The following is a 19,984-nucleotide window of genomic DNA, read 5'->3' as shown; positions in this document are numbered from 1 at the left end:
CGAAGTAAGTGCAGGAAGGATCTGGCACTGTGACAACTGTGGCAGAAGAAGACGTGTTGACAGTCGCCGAGCTCGAGCTCGTCGTCGAACCGCTCGTCGAAGAGGTCGAACTGCCGGCGGGCACGGAGGCGCAAGCCCCCGTCGATGCCGCGGGGGAACCGCTGTTCCGCATTCTCAAGGGTTCGCCCACCGATCAGGACATCGCGGCGCTGGTCGCCGTCCTGAGCGCGGCGGCCGCCAGCGCACCCGTCGGCGGATCGAACGGACCGGCCGACGCGTGGGGCACATCGACGATGATGCATCGGGGCACGAACCCGTTCTCGCCGTACGTGTACCCGATGCTGTCGCACCTGCGCTGAGGTGACCGAAGCTGGTGCGGCGGTCACCGGAGCTGATGCTGTGGTGACCAGGCTGGTTCTGGCGTCGGCCTCGCCTGCCCGGCTCGGGATCCTGCGCACCGCGGGCATCGACCCCGTGGTGCGGGTCTCGGGCGTAGACGAGGACGCGGTGTCGGCGGCACTGCCCGCCGGTACCTCCTCGCACGATGTCGTCGTCGCCCTGGCTCGCGCCAAGGCGGCCGACGTCGCCGCGTCGATTCCCGAATTCAGTGCCGACTGTGTCGTCGTCGGCTGCGATTCGATGCTGCTCGTCGACGGGCAGCTCCAAGGCAAACCGCACACCCCAGAGGTGGCGCGCGAGCGCTGGGCCACGATGGCGGGCCGCAGCGCGGATCTGATCACCGGGCACTGCGTGTTGCGGCTGCGCGACGGCGAGATCGTCGCCGAGTCGGCCGAATGCAGCAGCACCACGGTGCATTTCGCGAAGCCGACACCGGACGAGCTCGATACCTATATCGCTTCCGGTGAGCCGCTGAAGGTCGCCGGCGCGTTCACCCTGGACGGGCTGGGCGGCTGGTTCGTCGACCGGATCGAAGGCGATCCGTCCAGCGTCATCGGGATCGGATTACCGCTGTTGCGCCGACTGCTCGAAGACGTCGGCGTCGGTGTCACGCAACTGTGGCGGGACCCGCGGGACTGACGGCGCGACCACGTGCTGATCCCCCGGCTCCACGGCCGGGGTGCGGTCGGGCGCGGTCATCGTCAGATCGAGCCGGGCCGTGCACAGCTCGGGCTCGACGAAGGGGTGCAGCTGCACGTCCACCCGGCCACGGGCGCCGTTGCGTTCGAGCACCTCCCGCATGAGGCCCATGTGCACACCGCACACCACCTCGGCGTGTGAGCGGGCCAGTTCCCGCAGCGGGCAGGCCGTCAGGTTGATCTGGACGTGCTCCGAGGTCTCACCGGCGGGTTCCTTCTCGGGTGCGAACCCGAGCTCCGACATCAGCGACATGGTGATGTCCCTGGCGTCGGCGAGGGTTTCCACCGGCTGGGTACCGATGTCCATCCGGGCACCCCAGGCGCGACCAGCGGCCACGGCGGCGGCGGAACGGGCGACCGGGTCGGGACCGAGATGGTCGGCCAGTACCTGCGCGAGCTCCTGATATCCCACCGAGCGCTGCACCGCGCGATAGCCGATGCGCGGGCGGCCGCGGCCGCGTGGCGGTTGCTGGAACTGACGGACCAGCGATTCACGGGTGAGGACGTCGAGGTGGAATCGGACGGTGGTGACGTGCTGTCCGGTGATGCGGGCCAGTTCCTGGGCATCGAGGGGCTCGGTGGCGCCACGTAGGATCGCGAGCAGTCGCCGTCGCGGCCAAGAATCGGACATAGCTCACCCCTCCTCTCCAGAGACTTTATCGGACATCCGTGCGCTTTATTCGCCCATTGTGTCGATTCGTGATGTGCCACCACACACTTACCATCGGCTGCGACCACACAGTGGTCGCACCCACCCAACTCGCGTGAAGGACCACACCGTGCCCGTCGCCCCGGATCCGCACCCCGCCTTCGGTTCCTACGCAGTCCCGCATCGATTGGTAACCACAGAATGGCTGTCCGCAAACATCGGCGTGCGTGGTTTACGAATCATCGAGTCCAACGATGACATCCTGCTCTACGACATCGGCCATGTTCCAGGCGCGGTCAAGATCGACTGGCGCGGCGACCTGAGCGACCCCGTGACCCGCGATTATGTCGACGGCAGGCGCTTCACCGAGCTGATGCGCGCCAAGGGTATCGAGCGCGACGACACGATCGTGATCTACGGCGACCGCGGCAACGCCCAGGCCGCGCACACCGCCTGGATCTTCACCCTGTTCGGCCACGAGGACGTACGCCTGCTCGACGGCGGCCGCGACGCCTGGATCTCCGAGGAGCGCGACACCACGTTCGACCAGCCCTACCCCACGCCCAGCGACTACCCCGAGGTCACGCGCGACGACACGACCGCCCGCGCGTTCCGCGAGGACGTACTGGCCAGACTCGGCAAACCCCTCGTCGATGTGCGCTCGGCGCAGGAGTACTCCGGCGAACTCGAGGACAAGCCGCTCAACCAGGAGTACGCCGCCCTGCGTGGCGGGCACGTGCCGACGGCAGTGAACATCCCATGGACCGAGGCTGCCACCAACGACGGCCGCTTCCGCTCACGCGCCGACCTGGACGAGGTCTACGGCGCGCTTCCCGCCGACGACCTGGTCGTGTACAGCCGGGTGGGCGAGCGGTCCAGCCACACCTGGTTCGTCCTGACATTCCTGCTCGGCCGCAGGTCGGTGCGTAATTACGACGGATCGTGGATCGAATGGGGCAACTCGGTGCGGGTACCGATCGTGACGGGCACCGAACCAGGTGTCGCGAATCGGATCATTTGAAACATGTTCACATCACTGGACGCCGCGTAGTGTGACCTGCGACCTACTCGACAGTAGGGCTAGCCGAGTTCGAGCAGGGTTGGCACACTGCCTACACTCGCCCGAGACGAAAGTTGTCGATACCGGGCACGGGGCCTAACCGGCGACCCGTTCCCCGACGCGACCAAAGATTGCACACAGGAGGCTCAGTGCCCAGCCATGCCAGCGCACGGATCACGAAGGTACTCGTAGCTAACCGCGGCGAGATCGCGGTTCGCGTGATCCGGGCTGCCAAGGACGCGGGAATCACCAGCGTCGCGGTGTACGCCGAGCCCGATGCCGACGCTCCCTTCGTGAAGCTCGCCGACGAGGCGTTCGCCCTCGGCGGTCAGACCTCTGCCGAGTCGTACCTCGTGTTCGACAAGATCCTCGACGCCGCGGCCAAGTCCGGCGCCGACGCGATCCACCCCGGTTACGGTTTCCTCTCCGAGAACGCCGACTTCGCCCAGGCCGTCATCGACGCCGGGCTGATCTGGATCGGCCCGTCGCCGCAGTCCATCCGCGACCTCGGTGACAAGGTCACCGCGCGCCACATCGCCGAGAAGGCGAAGGCGCCGATGGCCGCGGGCACCAAGGACCCGGTCAAGAACGCCGACGAGGTCGTCGCGTTCGCCAAGGAATACGGCGTCCCGGTGGCCATCAAGGCCGCCTTCGGTGGCGGTGGCCGCGGCATGAAGGTCGCCCACACCATCGAGGAGATCCCCGAGCTGTTCGAGTCGGCGACCCGTGAGGCCATCGCCGCCTTCGGTCGCGGCGAGTGCTTCGTCGAGCAGTACCTCGACAAGGCCCGCCACGTCGAGGCGCAGGTCATCGCCGACCAGCACGGCAACGTGGTCGTCGCCGGTACCCGCGACTGCTCGCTGCAGCGCCGGTTCCAGAAGCTCGTCGAGGAGGCGCCCGCGCCGTTCCTGTCCGACAAGGTGCGCGCCGCGATCCACGAGTCGGCCAAGCGCATCTGCCGCGAGGCGGGCTACTACGGTGCGGGCACCGTGGAGTACCTGGTGCAGGGCGAGACCGTGTCGTTCCTCGAGGTGAACACCCGCCTGCAGGTGGAGCACCCGGTCACCGAGGAGACCGCGGGCATCGACCTGGTGCGTCAGCAGTTCGCGATCGCCAACGGCGACGAACTGTCGATCAAGGAAGACCCCACCCCGCGTGGCCACTCGTTCGAGTTCCGGATCAACGGTGAGGACGCCGGTCGCGGCTTCCTGCCCGCTCCCGGCCCGGTGAACGTCTACCGTGAGCCCTCGGGCCCCGGTGTGCGCGTCGACTCCGGTGTGGTCCAGGGCAGCGTCATCGGTGGTCAGTTCGACTCGATGCTGGCCAAGCTGATCGTCACCGGCGAGAACCGTGAGCAGGCGCTGCAGCGTGCCCGCCGTGCACTGGCCGAGTTCGACGTCGAGGGCCTGGCGACGGTGATCCCGTTCCACCGCGCGGTCATCGAGGATCCGGCCTTCATCGGCGACGGTGAGAAGTTCGACGTCTACACCAAGTGGATCGAGAACGAGTGGAAGAACACCGTCGAGCCGTACACCGCCGGCGGCGCGTCCGACGATGACGACGACGATCTGCCCCGGCAGAAGGTTGTCGTCGAGGTCGGTGGACGTCGCGTCGAGGTGTCGCTGCCCGGTCAGTTCACCCTCGGTGGCGGTGCGGCCGGTTCGGCCGGCAACGGTGTGGTGCGCAAGAAGCCGAAGGCGCGCAAGCGTGGCGGCGCCGGTGCCGGTGCCGCGTCGGGTGACGCGGTCACCGCGCCGATGCAGGGCACCGTCGTGAAGGTCGCGGTCGAAGAGGGCCAGACCGTCGAGGCGGGTGACCTGATCGTGGTGCTCGAGGCCATGAAGATGGAGAACCCGGTCAACGCGCACAAGGCCGGTGTCGTCACCGGGCTCGCTGTCGCGGCGGGTGCGGCGATCACCCAGGGCACGGTCCTGGCGGAGATCAAGTAGGTAACAGCTGTACACAACGGGCGTCGGTCTCCACGGACCGGCGTCCGTTGTCGTTCGTCGAGCGGCCCGAGGAACTGAGCTGACGGATTACCGCCCGGCAGCGTGAGACGAATCAGTGAACGGGCGCGGAAGATCATGCGTCTCGCCCGGCTGAGCGACCGGCTTCTGTCGTATCGTGGATCGGGTGACCAGTACTGCGCACACCGATCTGGACCCGCTCTCGACGCCGGGTTCGGCAACGGTGGCCGAGGTCATCCAGGCTCGCCGGGAAACCGGTAGCCGCACCGACGGCAATCGTCTCGCGCTGGTGATCGAGGGCGGTGGCAGCCGCGGTGTGTATTCCAGCGGCATGGTGCAGGCGCTCGAGGAGCTGGGTCTGGCGAAGGTGTTCGACGCCGTGTACGGCACGTCGGCCGGGGCGATCAACGGCGCCTGGTTGCTGTGCGGGCGCGCGGCGACGGGGATGCGTTCGTGGACCGATCCGGCGATCATGCGCCGCGTGGTCGATCCGGTACGCATCTTCCGCGGTCGCCCCGTCTTCGATCTGCACTATCTCGTGCATCGCGTGTACGACGGCATCGAACCGATGGACTTCCCCGCGATTCTGGCGAACCCCACCACCTTCCACCCCATCGCGACCGATATCCGCACCGGGCAGTCGGTGGACCTCGGGCCCTACATCACCGACAAACAGAGCCTCATGACGGCGTTACGGGCCTCTGCGGGCCTTCCCCTGCTGGCGGGACCACCGGTCGCCCTCGCGGGTGGCAGCTATTTCGACGGCGGCCTCACCGAAACCGTCCCGATCCGCACCGCCGTGGCCGCGGGCACCACCCACGCCCTGGTCCTGCGCACCCGCCGGACCGATGAGGTCCGCCCGCCCGCGCCGCTGCTGCATCGGGTGGTCGGCGGCGGTTACATGCGTGCCATCGCCCCCGGTGCGTTCCGGGCGTGGAACAAGCGGCCGGGTCAGCAGGCGATGGAGGACAGCTACCTCGACGGCCTCGGCGACCACGTCCTCCAGATCCACCCACCCGCAGGTTCCCCGGCCATCGACAGCGCGGCCCGCGACACCGACCTGCTCACCCGCGCCCTCGACATCGGCCGCACGGCCGTTCATTCCCTGCTCGGTGGCGGCACCCTCCGCACGGCATGACCCGGCGGCCGAACCACTAGGCTGCTCGCGTGGAACCGATCGAGATCAACGCAGGGTCCTGGTATCTGCGCGCGCTGCGCGCCGACGAGCGCATCGACGACCGACCCGCGCTGGCCGACGGCGGCATCACCGATCCCGGCTACGTGGCCACCCGGTCGGCGCAGTGGGCGGACGAGTCGCACTTCTCCTGGGCGGTCTGCGTTCCGACGACGGCCGAGATGGTCGCCGAGATCGGCGTGACGCCCGGCCCCGACGCCACCGCGGCGGTGACCGGCTGGGCTCGTCCCGGCGAGGACGAGGCACTGGCCGCCGGCCTGGCCTCGGTCCACCGCTTCGTCACAGGCGCGCTCGGACTGACCGCCGTGTCCGCCTGATCACTGCGCCGCATCTGCCGACCGGGTCCTGCGATCACGGACGAGTGAAGACGGAAGTGGGCCGACGGCAATCGTGCCGCCGGCCCAGCCCGGAAATCCGGTGAGTTACCGGCGTTCTCGCGTGAGCACCGCGTCGAGGGCGTCGACGGCCTGACTCAGCTCGTCCTCGGTGACAGTCAGCGGCGGACGGAAACGGATGCCGCGCTCCCCTGTGCCGAGCAGCAGCACATGCTCACGTTCGCGCAGTTCCGTCACCACCCGATCGCGCAGCTCCGGCGTCGCCAGCGTCACCGCGCACATCAGCCCACGGCCACGCGCCTCACTGACCATGTCCGGGTGCGCGACGGCCAGTGTGCCGAGCCGGTCGAGCAGGAACGCGCCGAGCGGTTCCACACCCTCGATCAACCGATCCCGTTCCAGCACTTCGAGAATGCGCCGGGTGCGCACCATGTCGGTGAGGTTGCCACCCCAGGTGGAGTTGAGCCGTGAGCTCACCCGGAAGACATTGTCGACCACCTCGTCGACCCGGCCGCCCGCCATGATTCCGCAGATCTGGGTCTTCTTGCCGAAGGCCACCACATCGGGCGCGACATCCAATTGCTGGAAGGCCCAGGTGGTTCCGGTCAGGCCGACGCCGGTCTGTACCTCGTCGAGGATGAACAGCGCGTCGTTGGCGTGACACAGCCGCTGCATGGCGGCGAGGAATTCCGGCCGCAGATGACGGTCACCGCCTTCGCCCTGGATCGGTTCGGCGATGAAGCAGGCGATGTCGTGCGGGTTGTCGGCGAAGGCCTGTTCGGCCTGGGCCAGCGCCCGCGCTTCGAGGGCTGCGATGTCGGCACCCGCGAAAGTGTGCGGTGTGTCGATGCGCGGCCAATCGAATTTCGGGAATCGCGCGGTCTTGACCGGGTCGGTATTGGTGAGCGACAACGTATAACCGCTGCGCCCGTGGAAGGCGCCGGTCAGGTGCAGCACCTTGGTACCGAGTTCCGGTGCGCGGCCGTGCGATTCGTTGAGCCTGCTCTTCCAGTCGAAAGCGACTTTCAGCGCGTTCTCCACCGCGAGCGCGCCACCGTCGACGAAGAACAGGTGCGGCAAGCGCGGATCACCGAGCACGCGAGCGAAGGTGTCGACGAAGCGTGCCATCTCGACGGTATAGATATCGGAGTTGCTCGGCTTGTTCAGTGCGGCGTTGGCCAGCTCGGCGAGAAAGCCCTCGTCGCCGGCCAGCGCGGGATGGTTCATCCCCAGTGCGTTGGAGGCGAAGAAGCCGAACATGTCGAGATAGCTGGTGCCGTCACGTTCGTCGACGAGCGTGCGACCGTGCGATTCGTGTAGGTCGAGCACAAGCTCGAAACCGTCCGCGAGGATGTGCGAGGACAGGATCTCGTGGACCCGGTCGGCGGGGATGACCGCCGCGCCAGGGCGCTCCAGTTCGATGGTCATGAAACCGACGATACGCAAATATTTACGGAAGTTCTACGGAATCACGAATCAAATTACGGAAGATCACTACCTGTCATAGAATGTCTGCAGGATGATGGTGCTGCGGGTGTGCACGTTGGCCGTGGCCCTGATCTCCTGCAGCAGATGTTCCAGATGCCGAGGCGAGGCCACCCGCACCAGCAGGACGTAGCTCTCCTCGCCCGCCACCGAATGGCACCCCTCGATGCCGGGGATGTGCTGCAGTAGGGCGGGCGCGTCATCGGGCTGGGACGGGTCGAGAGGAGTGATCGCGACGAACGCCGACAACAAGTGCCCGAGCGCTTCGGGGTCCACCTGCGCCGCGTATCCGCGGATCACGCCGCGCGCTTCGAGCCTGCGCACGCGCGATTGCACCGCGGAGACCGAGAGACTGGCCTTCTCCGCCAGATTCGACAATGTGGCGCGGCCGTCTGCCATCAGTTCTTTGATCAATAGTCGATCGATGTCATCGAGCTGGGGTCGAGCCGGTGTATCCGCCATCAGCGAAGGCTAACGCAGCGTGGGGCTCGCGCGGGGAAAACTTCTTTCCGTTCCCCACCGAATTCTCCCGAACTTTTCCGTGAGTCGTACCAAACAGCAGAAGGTGAGCAGAGTACCGATGACGCAGACCGTGAACTTCTCCGAGCAGCTCTCCCTGCGAGCCAGGGCGCTACTGCACGGCCTCGGCGCCGCTGCGCCGGAGCCCGGCCCGCTGCTGGCGCGCACGCCGATCTCCGGCGGTGTCCTGTTGCCGCTGGCCGTCGACGCCCCCGCCGACGTGGATGCCGCGATCGGCCGCGCCGCAACCGCGTTCGAGGCGTGGCGCACGGTCCCCGCGCCGGGGCGGGCGGGCCTGGTGCGCAGGCTGGCCCAGTTGCTGGTGGCCCATCAGGACGAGCTGGCGGAGCTGGTGACCCTGGAGGCGGGCAAGATCGGCCCCGAGGCGCTGGGCGAAGTGCAGGAGATGATCGACGTCTGCGAGTTCGCGATCGGACTCTCGCGCCAGCTCTACGGCGCCACCATGCCTTCCGAACGTCCCGGCCATCGGCTCATGGAGACGTGGCATCCACTCGGTGTCGTCGGGGTGATCTCGGCGTTCAATTTCCCTGTCGCGGTATGGGCTTGGAACACCGCGATCGCCCTGGTGTGCGGCGACACGGTGGTCTGGAAGCCGTCGGAGACCACACCGTTGACGGCGCTGGCCTGCCACACGCTGCTGCGTCGCGCGGCGGTCGACGTGGGCGCGGATCCCGAAGTGCACCAGCTGATCCAAGGGGACGCGACCGTCGGCTCGGCGCTGGTCGACGACGGCCGGGTCGCCCTGGTGAGCGCGACGGGCTCGGTGCGGATGGGCGCCACCGTCGCCCCGCGGGTGGCCGGGCGTTTCGGTCGATGCCTGCTCGAGCTGGGTGGCAACAACGCCGCGATCGTCGCGCCGAGTGCCGATCTGGAACTGGCGGTGCGTGGCATCGTCTTCGCGGCGGCGGGGACAGCGGGCCAGCGGTGCACCAGCCTGCGACGGTTGATCGCGCATCGTTCGATCGCCGACCAGCTGGTCGAACGGCTGGCCGCGGCGTACAGCCAACTGCCCGTGGGTAATCCACTCGACAACGGCGTCCTGGTCGGGCCGCTGATCAACGAGCGCGCCTTCGCCGGGATGCAGAAGGCGCTGGTCGGGTCGGTGGCCGAGGGCGGCGACATCATCTGCGGCGGTGAGCGAGTCGAGACGCTCGGACCCGGCGCCTACTACGTGCGGCCCGCCCTCGTCCGCATGCCCGCGCAGACCGAGCTCGTGCGCGAGGAAACCTTCGCGCCGATTCTGTACGTGCTGACCTACGACGAACTCGACGAAGCCATCGCCTTGAACAACGGTGTGACCCAGGGACTTTCCTCGTCGATCTTCACCCTCGACCAGCGCGAGGCCGAACAGTTCCTCGCCGGTTCCGACTGCGGCATCGCCAATGTCAACATCGGGACATCGGGCGCGGAGATCGGCGGCGCGTTCGGCGGGGAGAAGAACACCGGCGGCGGCCGGGAGTCGGGCTCCGACTCCTGGAAGGCCTACATGCGCCGGGCCACCAACACCGTCAACTACTCCACCGAACTCCCGCTCGCGCAAGGCATCCATTTCGGCTGATCAGGCAGGCGATTTCGCCTTCCGACCCACCCCGTGTAAAGTGGTATTTGCAACGCGGGATGGAGCAGCTCGGTAGCTCGCTGGGCTCATAACCCAGAGGTCGCAGGTTCAAATCCTGTTCCCGCTACTACGAAGAAGGCCCCGGAGTTTCGACTCCGGGGCCTTCTTCGTTATCCGTTGCCGAGTCGCAGGGTCCAGTTCCCCCGGTAGTGCAGCCGGGTAACGCTCGCGGGCGGAACATCCATGCGCCAGAACGACTTCGCCGGTGCGTCGAGCACCACGAGCAGCGCGGCGCGCACCACGGCGGGGTGCGTCACCGCCACGGTGTTACGACCCGACGAGGCGATCTCGGCCAGCCAGAAGCGCACCCGCTCGACCAGATCGGTGATGGATTCCCCACCGTGCCCACGGAATTCGGGGTCGGTGAGCCAGGCGAACAACTGGTCCTGAGCGAGTTTGCCCATCTCACTGCCCCGCCACGACCCGGCATCGAGGTCCCGTAATCGCACGTCCTGTTCGCCGACCAGGCCCAATTCCTCCGCCGTCTCGCGAACCCGCCGCTCCGGTCCTGTCCGCACCAACGCTTCATCGAGCGGCACACAGGCACGCACAGCGGCCCGCCCCGACTCGTCAAGGGGTTCATCGACAGGAAATCGCGCCTTACGTACCGCCTCGGTAAGGCCATGGCCGACAAGGTCGACTCTCAGCACCGTTTGCACGAGAGTCGAGGGTAGCGACGAATGCGATCCACGCCACAACCCGGGCCGGGCGCCTCCCCGGTCATCGGCGTGTTCGCGCTGGTCGGGGCGCATGATGGCGACGAAGTTGTCGGTGGGTCGGTGCACACTTGGTGCTATGGATCGGTTCTCCCCCGCGACAGCACAGTGGTTCGACGGCGCCTTCCCTGCTGCCACGTCGGCCCAGCTCGGCGCGTGGGACGCGATCGCCGCAGGCGAGAACACACTGGTGATCGCGCCGACGGGGTCGGGCAAGACCCTGTCCGCGTTCCTGTGGGCCATCGATCAGCTGGCTCACCGGGACCCACCCGAGCCGGGAGCGTCCCGGGGCACGTCGGTGCTCTATGTGTCGCCGTTGAAGGCGCTGGCTGTGGATGTGGAACGCAACCTGCGGGCGCCCCTGGTAGGAGTGACGCAGACGGCGAAACGGCTGGGGCTCGACCCACCGGATATCTCGGTGGGGGTGCGCTCCGGCGACACCCCGCCCGCCCAGCGCCGGGCGATGTTGCGCACCCCACCGGACATTCTCATCACGACCCCCGAGTCGTTGTTCCTGCTGTTGACCTCGGCCGCTCGCGAGACGCTGGCCCAGGTCAACACCGTGATCGTCGACGAGGTGCACGCCATCGCCGGGTCGAAGCGTGGTGCGCACCTGGCATTGTCGCTGGCCCGGCTGGATCAGCTCACCGACAAGCCCGCGCAACGGATCGGGTTGTCGGCGACGGTGCGCCCGCCCGAGGAGGTCGGGCGATTCCTGGTCGGGAACGCGCCTATCACCATCGTGCGGCCGCCCGCACCGAAGACCTTCGACCTGTCGGTGCGGGTGCCGGTGGCCGATATGACCGATCCGGGAGGCGACTCCGATCAGCCGGGTTCGATCTGGCCGCATGTCGACGAGGCCATCGTCGACCTGGTGCTCGAGCATCGGTCCTCGATCGTGTTCGCCAACTCCCGGCGGCTCGCCGAACGGCTGACCGCGCGGCTCAACGAGACCTATGCCGCCCGTCTCGGCGAGCCGGTGGAGACCGAGCACAAGCCACCCGCCCAGCTCGGGCCGTCCACCGAGGTGATCCACGGGGCCGAGCACCTGTTGGCGCGCGCCCATCACGGGTCGGTCAGCAAGGAACAGCGCGCCATCATCGAGGACGACCTCAAGACCGGTCGGCTGCGCTGTGTGGTGGCCACCAGCAGTCTCGAGCTCGGCATCGACATGGGCGCGGTGGACCTGGTCGTCCAGGTGGAGGCGCCGCCCTCGGTGGCCAGTGGTCTGCAACGGGTCGGTCGGGCCGGGCACCAGGTGGGTGAGATCTCGCGGGGCGTGCTGTTCCCCAAACACCGCACCGACGTGATCCACTGCACCGTCGCCGCCCAGCGCATGCTCACCGGTGAGATCGAGAAACTCCAGATCCCCGCGCACCCGCTCGACATCCTCGCCCAGCAGACGGTGGCGGCCTGCGCGCTCGAATCCATCGACGTCGACGCCTGGTTCGATCTCGTCCGCTCCACCGGCAGCTACGCGAATCTGCCCCGCTCGGCCTACGAGTCGGTGCTCGACCTGCTGGCCGGGCGCTATCCGTCCGACGAGTTCGCCGAACTACGTCCGCGCGTGGTGTGGGACCGCGACGCGGGCACCATCACCGGCCGTCCCGGCGCCCAGCGCCTGGCGGTGACCTCCGGTGGCGCGATCCCCGACCGTGGGATGTTCGCGGTGTTCATGGTGGGCGAAAAGGCTTCGCGGGTGGGTGAACTCGACGAGGAGATGGTCTACGAGTCGCGCGTGGGCGATGTGTTCGCGCTGGGTGCGACCAGTTGGCGGATCGAGGAGATCACCTTCGATCGGGTGCTGGTGTCACCGGCGTTCGGGCTGCCCGGCCGGCTGCCGTTCTGGCACGGTGACGGGTTGGGCCGGCCCGCTGAATTGGGCGCCGCGCTGGGCGAATTCGTTCGCACGGCCGGTCAGGTATCAGCCGACGAGTTGTCTCGGATCGTGGCGGACATGGGCTCCGGCACCGTGCTGACCACGGCCGACGCCACGTCGAAAGTTCCCGAGCCACTGCCCGAACCCACGAAGCCGACCCCGAGCTCGAAGAAGGCCGGGCGCACCGCCGAGCAGAGCAAGCCCGCGGTACGGCTCGAGCAGTTGGTGCGCACCGCCGGACTCGATCAGAACGCGACAGCGAATCTGGTCGGCCTGCTCGAGGAACAGCGCAGTGCCACCGGCCAATTGCCGACCGATCGGACGCTGGTCGTGGAACGATTCCGCGACGAGCTCGGCGACTGGCGCCTGGTGCTGCACTCGCCCTACGGCACCCCGGTACACGCACCGTGGGCGCTGGCGGTAGGTGCGCGCCTGCAGGAACAGTTCGGCATCGATGCCGCCCCGACCGCCTCCGACGACGGCATCGTGGTGCGCCTACCCGATACGACCGACCAACCACCCGGCGCCGAACTGTTCGCCTTCGAACCCGACGAGATCGACGACATCGTCACCGAACAGGTGGGCGGCTCAGCCCTTTTCGCGTCCCGCTTCCGCGAATGCGCCGCCAGAGCGTTGCTCCTGCCTCGCCGCGACCCCGGCAAGCGCGCACCGCTGTGGCAGCAGCGGCAGCGCTCGGCCCAATTGCTGGACGTGGCACGCAAATTCCCGCAGTTCCCGATCCTGCTGGAAACCGTCCGCGAATGTCTGCGCGACGTATACGACCTGCCCGCCCTGCGCGACCTGCTCACCAAGGTGGCCCGTCGCGAGATCCGCCTGATCGAGGTCGAGACCGCGAGCCCGTCGCCCTTCGCCGGCGCTCTGCTGTTCTCCTACATCGGGCAATTCCTCTACGACGGCGACAGTCCACTGGCCGAACGCCGGGCAGCCGCGCTGGCTTTGGACTCCAGCCTGCTCGCCGAACTCCTCGGCCGCGTCGAGCTGCGCGAACTCCTCGACCCCGCCGTCATCACCCTGACCGAGCAAGAACTCCAGCGCCTCACCCCCGAGCGCCTGGCCCGCGACGCTGAAGGTCTGGCCGACCTGCTCCGTCTACTCGGTCCCCTCACGCCCACCGAAGCCGCAGCACGCTGCGTTCCCCGCCCCGGCACCGCGTCCGCCGCGCGCCACGCCGAAGCGATGGACACCGGCGCCCACTCACCCGACGAACCCTCACACAGCACGCCGGATGAAAGACTCGAGTCCGCCCGCGGCGACCTGCTCGCCGATTCCGACGCACCGGCGTGGTTCGCGGAACTGCGGGATTCGCGACGGGCGCTGGAGGTTTCGTTCGCAGGTCGTACCTGGTGGGTGGCGGTCGAGGACGCCGCTCGGCTGCGGGACGCGCTCGGCGTGCCCTTGCCGATCGGAGTGCCCGCGGCGTTCATCGAACCGGTCCCCGATCCGCTCGGCGACCTCGTCGGGCGCTACGCGCGCACTCACGCACCGTTCACCACCGCCGCGGTCGCCGACCGCTTCGGCCTCGGAACGGCCGTCGCCGCGACAGCGCTGCACCGCCTGCTCGCCGAGAAACGCGTGGTGGAAGGTGAATTCACGCCGGACACCGCCGGCGGCGAGTGGTGCGACGCCCAGGTCCTTCGCCGTTTGCGCCGCCGTTCACTGGCCGCCGCGCGGCACGAGGTCGAGCCGGTGTCCACCGCCGCGTACGCGCGGTTCCTGCCGTCCTGGCAACACGTCGGGTCCGGCGAGCTACGCGGTGTCGACGGCGTGGCCACAGTAGTGGAACAGCTTGCGGGCGTACCGATCCCGGCCTCGGCGTGGGAGTCGCTGATTCTGCCCACCCGAGTGCGCGACTACTCCCCCGCCATGCTGGACGAGCTGATGGCGACCGGTGAGGTGGTGTGGTCGGGCCACGGCGCGATCACCGCCCGCGACGGCTGGGTCGCCCTCCACCTCGCCGACCAGGCGCCCTTCACCCTGCCTCCCGCCGACGAGATCGACCCCACCGACATCCAGCTCGGTCTCCTGGCCGCACTCGGCGCGAATCTGGAACCGTGGCCGATGGTCGATCTCGACGCACCCGATCCCGGCGCCGCGAACCGTGTCCAGCGGCTGCCATCCACCTTGCGCGGCGGCGGCGCCTATTTCTTTCGCCAACTCGCCGACTCCGCGGGCTTGCTCGACGACAAAGCCGCCGGGGAGGCCCTGTGGCAGCTGGTCTGGGCCGGCTATGTCTCCGGTGACACCTTCGCCCCGGTGCGCGCCCTGCTGTCCGGCACCGCCCGCGCCACCACCGCGCATCGCACCCCGCGCCGCTCGCCCCGCGGCCGCGCGTACCTGCCGCGACCGGCGATGCCGACCCGGTCCGGTCCGCCCACACTGGCGGGACGCTGGTCGATCCTGCCCGAACGCGTGCAGGACAACACCGTTCGCGCCCATGCCACCGCCGATCAACTGATCGAACGCTACGGCGTGCTGACTCGCGGTTCGGTACAGAACGAAGGGATAGCCGGCGGTTTCCAGCTGATGTACCGCGTGCTCACCGAGTTCGAGGATCGCGGCCGGTGCAGGCGCGGCTATTTCGTCGACACGCTCGGCGGCGCCCAGTTCTCCACCACCGACACCGTCGACCGCCTGCGCTCGTTCGACACCGACCGTGACACCACCAGAGCGGGCGTCGCGCTCGCCCTGGCGGCATGCGACCCCGCCAACCCCTACGGCGCCGCGCTACCGTGGCCGAAGGGCGACGCCGAGGGCGGTCATCGGCCGGGCCGCAAAGCGGGCGCGTTGGTGGTTCTGGTCGACGGCGAACTGGTGCTCTACTCCGAGCGCGGCGGCAAGACTCTGCTCAGCTTCACCGAGGACGTCGGCCTGCGCCGGGCGGCAGCGTTCGCGCTGGCCGGGCTGGTGCGCGATCGCCGGGTCGACAGCTTGGTGATCGACAAGATCAACGGAGACACTGTGCACGGCAACCTCTTCGCCGAAGTACTGATCGAAGCCGGTTTCTCGATGACCCCCAGCGGTCTGCGGCTGCGCAGGCAGGTGTAGCCGAATGCCAGAGGGCGACACCGTCTTCCGCGCCGCGCAGCGCCTACGCACGGCGTTGGTCGGTAAAACGCTCACCCGCAGCGATTTCCGGGTTCCGCGGTACGCCACCGTGGATCTGGTCGGCGAACGGGTCGAGGAGGTCGTGAGCTACGGCAAGCACCTGTTCATCCGCACCGACCGCGTGAGCGTCCACACCCACCTGAAGATGGAAGGCGTGTGGCGGGTGTTCCACCGCGGCCAGCGCTGGACCAAACCCGCGGTCACCGCGCGAGTGGTGCTTGCCAACGACGAGGTCGAGGCAGTCGGCTTCTCACTCGGCAAGGTTCAGGTGCTGCTGCGCGCCGACGAACACACGGTCATCGACCACCTCGGCCCCGATCTCCTCGGCCCGGATTGGGATGCGGCCGAGGCTTTGCGCAGGCTCACCGAGTACCCGCGTCGCGCCGTCGGTCTCGCCCTGCTCGACCAGCGCAATCTGGCGGGCATCGGCAACATCTACCGCAGCGAGATCTGTTTCCTGCGCAAAGTCCACCCCGTTACCCCGGTCGGCGACATCCCCGATCTCGTGGCGCTCGTCGACGAAGCTCACCGTGTTCTCGGCAAAGCCGCACACCAACCACCATGGCGCGCCATGGTCTACGGCCGCACTCGCCGTTCCTGCCCCCGCTGCGGCACCCCGATCGCGTCCCAGTTGCTCGGCGAAGACGACCCCGCCGACCGCATCACTCAACGCGAACGTGGCATCTTCTTCTGCCCACGCTGCCAGCCCAGCCCGTGAGCTCACCTCGCCCGTGTGTGCTCACAGCCCGCAGCGCCCCGGTCCGATGGCTCAGCGGTCCTGCGGCACCGGTTCCAGCAACTGCGGACGCGGCTCCGGAGCGGCTGCCCGCAGCGCGTCGGCCGATGTGTCGTCGGGTTGGGTCTGCGATTCGATCTCGGCCCGTACGCGCGCCTGGTACGTGGACACCTCGCGGTCGATATCCTCCGCGTCCCACCCGAGAACGGGCGCCACGAGGTGGGCGACCTGCTCGGCGCAGTTCGCGCCGCGATCGGAATATTCGATCGAGATGCGGGTGCGACGGGCCAGGATGTCGTCGAGGTGCAGCGCGCCTTCCGCGGCCGCGGCGTAGACCACTTCGACCTGGAGGTAGGCCGGTGCGTCGGTAATCGGTTGCAGGAGTTCGGGTTTGCCCGCCGCCATCGCGAGCACCTCGTCGACCAGCGAGCCGTAGCGGTCGAGCAGGTGCGTCATCCGGTACGGGTGGATGCCGTAGTGCTCGGCGAGCTGCACGGTCTGGTTGACCAGCGCGAAGTAGCCGTCGGCGCCGAGCAGCGCCACCTTCTCGGTGATCGACGGCGAGACGCGTGCCGGAATGTCTTGTGCGGCTTCGTCCATCGCGTCCGCCGCCATCACCCGGTAGGTGGTGTACTTGCCGCCCGCGATGCTCACCAGTCCGGGCGCGACCCTGGCCACGGCGTGCTCGCGCGAGAGCTTGGACGTGTCGTCGTTCTCCCCCGCCAGCAGTGGGCGAAGGCCCGCGTAGACGCCGTCGATATCGGCGTGCGTGAGCGGGGTCACCAGCACTTCGTTGACCCGGTCGAGCAGATAGTCGATATCGGCCTTGGTCGCCGCGGGATGGGCGAGGTCGAGATTCCAGTCGGTGTCGGTGGTGCCGACGATCCAGTGCGCGCCCCACGGGATGATGAACAGCACCGAGGTGGTGGTGCGCAGGATGATCGCGGCATCGCTGACGATGCGGTCGCGCGGCACCACGATGTGCACACCTTTGGACGCGCGCACATGGAATCGGCCGCGTTGCCGCGACAGACTCTGCACCTCATCGGTCCACACACCCGTCGCGTTGATCACCACATTCGCGCGCGCCTCACCGGTGCGCCCGTCCTCGGTGTCCCGCAGCTTCACCCCCACGACCCGGTCGGCTTCGCGCAGAAACCCGACGACCTGCGTGGAGGTGCGGATGACCGCACCGTAGTGCGCGGCGGTGCGGGCGACCGTCATGGTGTGGCGGGCGTCGTCGACGACGGTGTCGTAGTAGGTGACGCCGCCGATCATCGAATCCCGGCGCAGGCCGGGGGCGAGCCGCATCGCGCCGTGCCGGGTCAGATGATGCTGTCCTGGAACGGATTTCGAGCCGCCCATGGTGTCGTACAGGGTCAGACCCGCGGCGACGTAGGGCCGCTCCCACACGCGATGTGTCAGCGGATAGAGGAACCGCAGCGGCTTCACCAGGTGCGGTGCGAGCGTCGACAACGCCAGCTCACGCTCCTTCAGCGCTTCCCTGACCAAGCCGAATTCGAGCTGTTCGAGGTAGCGCAGGCCACCGTGGAACATTTTGGACGAGCGGCTCGACGTGCCCGACGCGAGATCGCGGGCCTCGACCAGCGCGACCGACAGCCCCCGTGTCGCGGCATCGAGCGCGATACCGGCGCCCACGACGCCGCCGCCGACGACCAGGACGTCGAACTGATCCTTACCCAGCCGTTCCCAGGCGGTCCGCCGATGTTCGGGCCCCAGATCGCCGGGTCCGAGCCGATCCCTTTTCCCGCCCGCGACCAGCTCTCCCGGGTGCAGGAACGGAAACTCCGGTGTCTGCGACATGCTCGACTCCTCGCCGCCGGCCGATTCCGGCCGGTCCCAGCCGACAGTTGGGGCAAACGCCGCGTTCCCGGCGCCGCTGCGTACAGGCTAAACGTAGTCCGCACTCGTCGCTGGGGACGTGCGCGGCGAGGCGTGGGCCCGAAATTCGTCGCCGACCACAAATCTTGCGGTCGCCGGCTCCGCTTTCGGTAACCTGCATCAATGCGTCGCTATGTGGCTGCCATCGATCAGGGCACGACTTCGAGTCGGTGCATCATCTTCGATCGGCAGGGTCGGATCGTCGGAACCGCGCAGCGCGAGCATCGGCAGATCTTTCCCAAGCCCGGCTGGGTGGAGCACGATCCGGCGGAGGTGTGGCGCAATACCGAGTCGGTGCTCGGCGCTGCGCTGGGCAACAGCCGGTGTTCGGCCGGGGATCTGGCCGCGGTCGGGATCACCAATCAGCGTGAGACCACCGTGGTGTGGGATCGGGCGACCGGCGATCCCGTGTACAACGCGATCGTATGGCAGGACACGCGCACCGATCAGCTGTGCACCGAACTCGCGGGTGAGCAAGGGCCGCAACGCTATGCGGACCGCACCGGCCTGCCGCTGTCGACCTATTTCGCCGGGCCGAAACTGCGCTGGATCCTCGACAATGTCGACGGCGTACGGGCGCGCGCCGAGGCAGGCGACCTGTGTTTCGGCACCATGGACAGCTGGGTGCTGTGGAAGCTGACCGGTGAACACCTCACCGACGTCACCAACGCCTCACGGACCATGCTGATGGATCTTCGCACCCTGCGATGGGATCCACAGATCTGCGCAGATTTCGACATTCCGATGTCGCTGCTCCCGCAGATCCGCAGCTCGTCAGAGGTCTACGCCGACATCACCGCCGGTCCGTTCGAGGGCATCCCGGTCGCGGGCATTCTCGGCGACCAGCAGGCGGCCACCTTCGGCCAAGCGTGCCTGTCCCCCGGCGAAGCCAAGAACACCTACGGCACAGGCAATTTCATGTTGCTCAACACCGGCACCACACCGGTGTTCAGCAAGCACGGCCTGCTCACCACCGCCTGCTACCAACTCGGTGACACGCCGGCGGTGTACGCCCTCGAAGGCTCGATCGCCGTCACGGGCTCCCTGGTCCAATGGCTGCGCGACAACCTCGGCATCATCTCCTCCGCCGAAGAGGTGGAACCCCTGGCCCGCAGCGTCGACGACAACGGTGGCGCCCACTTCGTCCCCGCCTTCTCCGGCCTGTTCGCCCCCCGCTGGCGCCCCGACGCCCGCGGCGTCATCGCGGGCCTGACCCGCTTCGTCACCAAGGCTCACTTGGCCAGGGCGGCACTGGAATCCACCGCCTTCCAAACCCGCGAGGTAGTCGACGCCATGCGCGCCGACGCCGCCGCCCAGCACCTCGACCTGGAACTCACCACCCTCAAGGTCGACGGCGGCATGACCGGCAACAACCTCCTCATGCAATTCCAAGCCGACATCCTCGACGTCCCCGTAGTCCGCCCGGTGGTCCGCGAAACCACCGCCCTCGGCGCCGCCTACGCCGCCGGCCTGGCCGTCGGCTACTGGTCCGACCTCGAAGACCTCCGAGCCAACTGGATAGCCGACCAGACCTGGACCCCTTCGATGTCCGAAGAGGAACGCACCCACCGCTACGCCGACTGGAACAAGGCCGTAGAACGCACCTACAACTGGGTCTGAGGATTCCACTCGACCGCGACTTCCGCGAAATCTCGAATTTCAGCCACCGCCCAATGCCC

15 protein-coding genes and 1 tRNA gene are annotated in these 19,984 nt (G+C 68.2%); 11 read left to right on the top strand and 5 right to left on the bottom strand.

All coding sequences use genetic code 11. From position 1 onward, the window contains the following. Positions 1-29 precede the first annotated feature (29 nt). Positions 30-359: an acyl-CoA carboxylase epsilon subunit gene (locus ACFTS5_RS25660; protein ID WP_378635581.1), complete on the top strand. Its 330-nt coding sequence runs from the start codon at positions 30-32 to the stop codon at positions 357-359. A gap of 43 nt (positions 360-402) precedes the next feature. Continuing rightward, on the top strand, positions 403-1,038 hold the full coding sequence (locus tag ACFTS5_RS25655) for a nucleoside triphosphate pyrophosphatase (protein WP_378635811.1): 636 nt from the start codon (positions 403-405) through the stop codon (positions 1,036-1,038). Here the strand turns inward: ACFTS5_RS25655 and ACFTS5_RS25650 are convergent. Further along, on the bottom strand, positions 964-1,728 hold the full coding sequence (locus tag ACFTS5_RS25650) for a helix-turn-helix transcriptional regulator (RefSeq protein ID WP_378635579.1): 765 nt from the start codon (positions 1,726-1,728) through the stop codon (positions 964-966). The genes ACFTS5_RS25655 and ACFTS5_RS25650 overlap by 75 nt on opposite strands. 148 nt (positions 1,729-1,876) lie before the next feature. Between ACFTS5_RS25650 and ACFTS5_RS25645 the strand changes: the two genes are divergently transcribed. The 4 genes from ACFTS5_RS25645 (at position 1,877) to ACFTS5_RS25630 (ending at position 6,285) form a co-directional block, all read left to right on the top strand. Then, the gene (locus ACFTS5_RS25645; protein ID WP_378635809.1) at positions 1,877-2,767 is read left to right on the top strand and encodes a sulfurtransferase; all 891 of its coding nucleotides are present in this window, start codon (positions 1,877-1,879) and stop codon (positions 2,765-2,767) included. Between the two features lie 188 nt (positions 2,768-2,955). Continuing rightward, entirely contained in the window at positions 2,956-4,755 is a 1,800-nt protein-coding gene (locus tag ACFTS5_RS25640; RefSeq protein WP_378635576.1) for an acetyl/propionyl/methylcrotonyl-CoA carboxylase subunit alpha, read from the top strand. Positions 4,756-4,939: 184 nt separating this feature from the next. Next, on the top strand, positions 4,940-5,911 hold the full coding sequence (locus ACFTS5_RS25635; protein WP_378635574.1) for a patatin family protein: 972 nt from the start codon (positions 4,940-4,942) through the stop codon (positions 5,909-5,911). Positions 5,912-5,940: 29 nt separating this feature from the next. After that, entirely contained in the window at positions 5,941-6,285 is a 345-nt protein-coding gene (locus tag ACFTS5_RS25630) for a hypothetical protein (RefSeq protein ID WP_378635571.1), read from the top strand. 105 nt (positions 6,286-6,390) lie between these two features. Here ACFTS5_RS25630 and lat read toward each other — a convergent pair whose 3' ends face one another. Both lat and ACFTS5_RS25620 read right to left on the bottom strand, forming a co-directional pair. Then, a complete protein-coding gene (lat, locus tag ACFTS5_RS25625) occupies positions 6,391-7,731 on the bottom strand; it encodes an L-lysine 6-transaminase (RefSeq protein WP_378635569.1) in 1,341 nt (446 codons plus the stop codon). Between the two features lie 66 nt (positions 7,732-7,797). Then, positions 7,798-8,250, bottom strand: coding sequence for an Lrp/AsnC family transcriptional regulator (locus ACFTS5_RS25620; protein ID WP_056818059.1), 453 nt, complete (start codon positions 8,248-8,250; stop codon positions 7,798-7,800). Positions 8,251-8,368: 118 nt separating this feature from the next. Between ACFTS5_RS25620 and ACFTS5_RS25615 the strand changes: the two genes are divergently transcribed. Together ACFTS5_RS25615 and ACFTS5_RS25610 are read left to right on the top strand one after the other, a co-directional pair. Then, positions 8,369-9,886 (top strand): aldehyde dehydrogenase family protein, encoded by a 1,518-nt coding sequence (locus ACFTS5_RS25615; RefSeq protein WP_378635566.1) that lies wholly within the window; start codon positions 8,369-8,371, stop codon positions 9,884-9,886. Between the two features lie 53 nt (positions 9,887-9,939). Continuing rightward, positions 9,940-10,013, top strand: a tRNA-Met gene (locus tag ACFTS5_RS25610). Positions 10,014-10,056: 43 nt separating this feature from the next. On the opposite strand, the gene ACFTS5_RS25605 is transcribed toward ACFTS5_RS25610, so the two are convergent. After that, entirely contained in the window at positions 10,057-10,698 is a 642-nt protein-coding gene (locus ACFTS5_RS25605; protein WP_378635806.1) for a histidine phosphatase family protein, read from the bottom strand. Positions 10,699-10,741: 43 nt separating this feature from the next. Between ACFTS5_RS25605 and ACFTS5_RS25600 the strand changes: the two genes are divergently transcribed. Further along, positions 10,742-15,607 carry a DEAD/DEAH box helicase gene (locus tag ACFTS5_RS25600; RefSeq protein WP_378635563.1) on the top strand — a complete coding sequence of 1,622 codons (4,866 nt, stop codon included), beginning with the start codon at positions 10,742-10,744 and terminating at the stop codon, positions 15,605-15,607. Between the two features lie 4 nt (positions 15,608-15,611). Continuing rightward, the gene (locus ACFTS5_RS25595; RefSeq protein WP_378635561.1) at positions 15,612-16,385 is read left to right on the top strand and encodes an Fpg/Nei family DNA glycosylase; all 774 of its coding nucleotides are present in this window, start codon (positions 15,612-15,614) and stop codon (positions 16,383-16,385) included. A gap of 51 nt (positions 16,386-16,436) precedes the next feature. Here ACFTS5_RS25595 and glpD read toward each other — a convergent pair whose 3' ends face one another. After that, positions 16,437-18,227, bottom strand: a complete 1,791-nt coding sequence (gene glpD, locus ACFTS5_RS25590; protein ID WP_378635558.1) for a glycerol-3-phosphate dehydrogenase — start codon at positions 18,225-18,227, stop codon at positions 16,437-16,439. Positions 18,228-18,428: 201 nt separating this feature from the next. Between glpD and glpK the strand changes: the two genes are divergently transcribed. After that, positions 18,429-19,925 carry a glycerol kinase GlpK gene (gene glpK / locus ACFTS5_RS25585; RefSeq protein WP_378635556.1) on the top strand — a complete coding sequence of 499 codons (1,497 nt, stop codon included), beginning with the start codon at positions 18,429-18,431 and terminating at the stop codon, positions 19,923-19,925. Positions 19,926-19,984 lie beyond the last annotated feature (59 nt).

It is taken from the genome of Nocardia sp. NPDC056952 (assembly GCF_042674185.1).
In the GTDB taxonomy this organism is placed as follows: domain Bacteria; phylum Actinomycetota; class Actinomycetes; order Mycobacteriales; family Mycobacteriaceae; genus Nocardia.
Note: the sequence above shows the minus strand (reverse complement) of the source record. Positions and strands in the feature narration are given on the sequence as shown.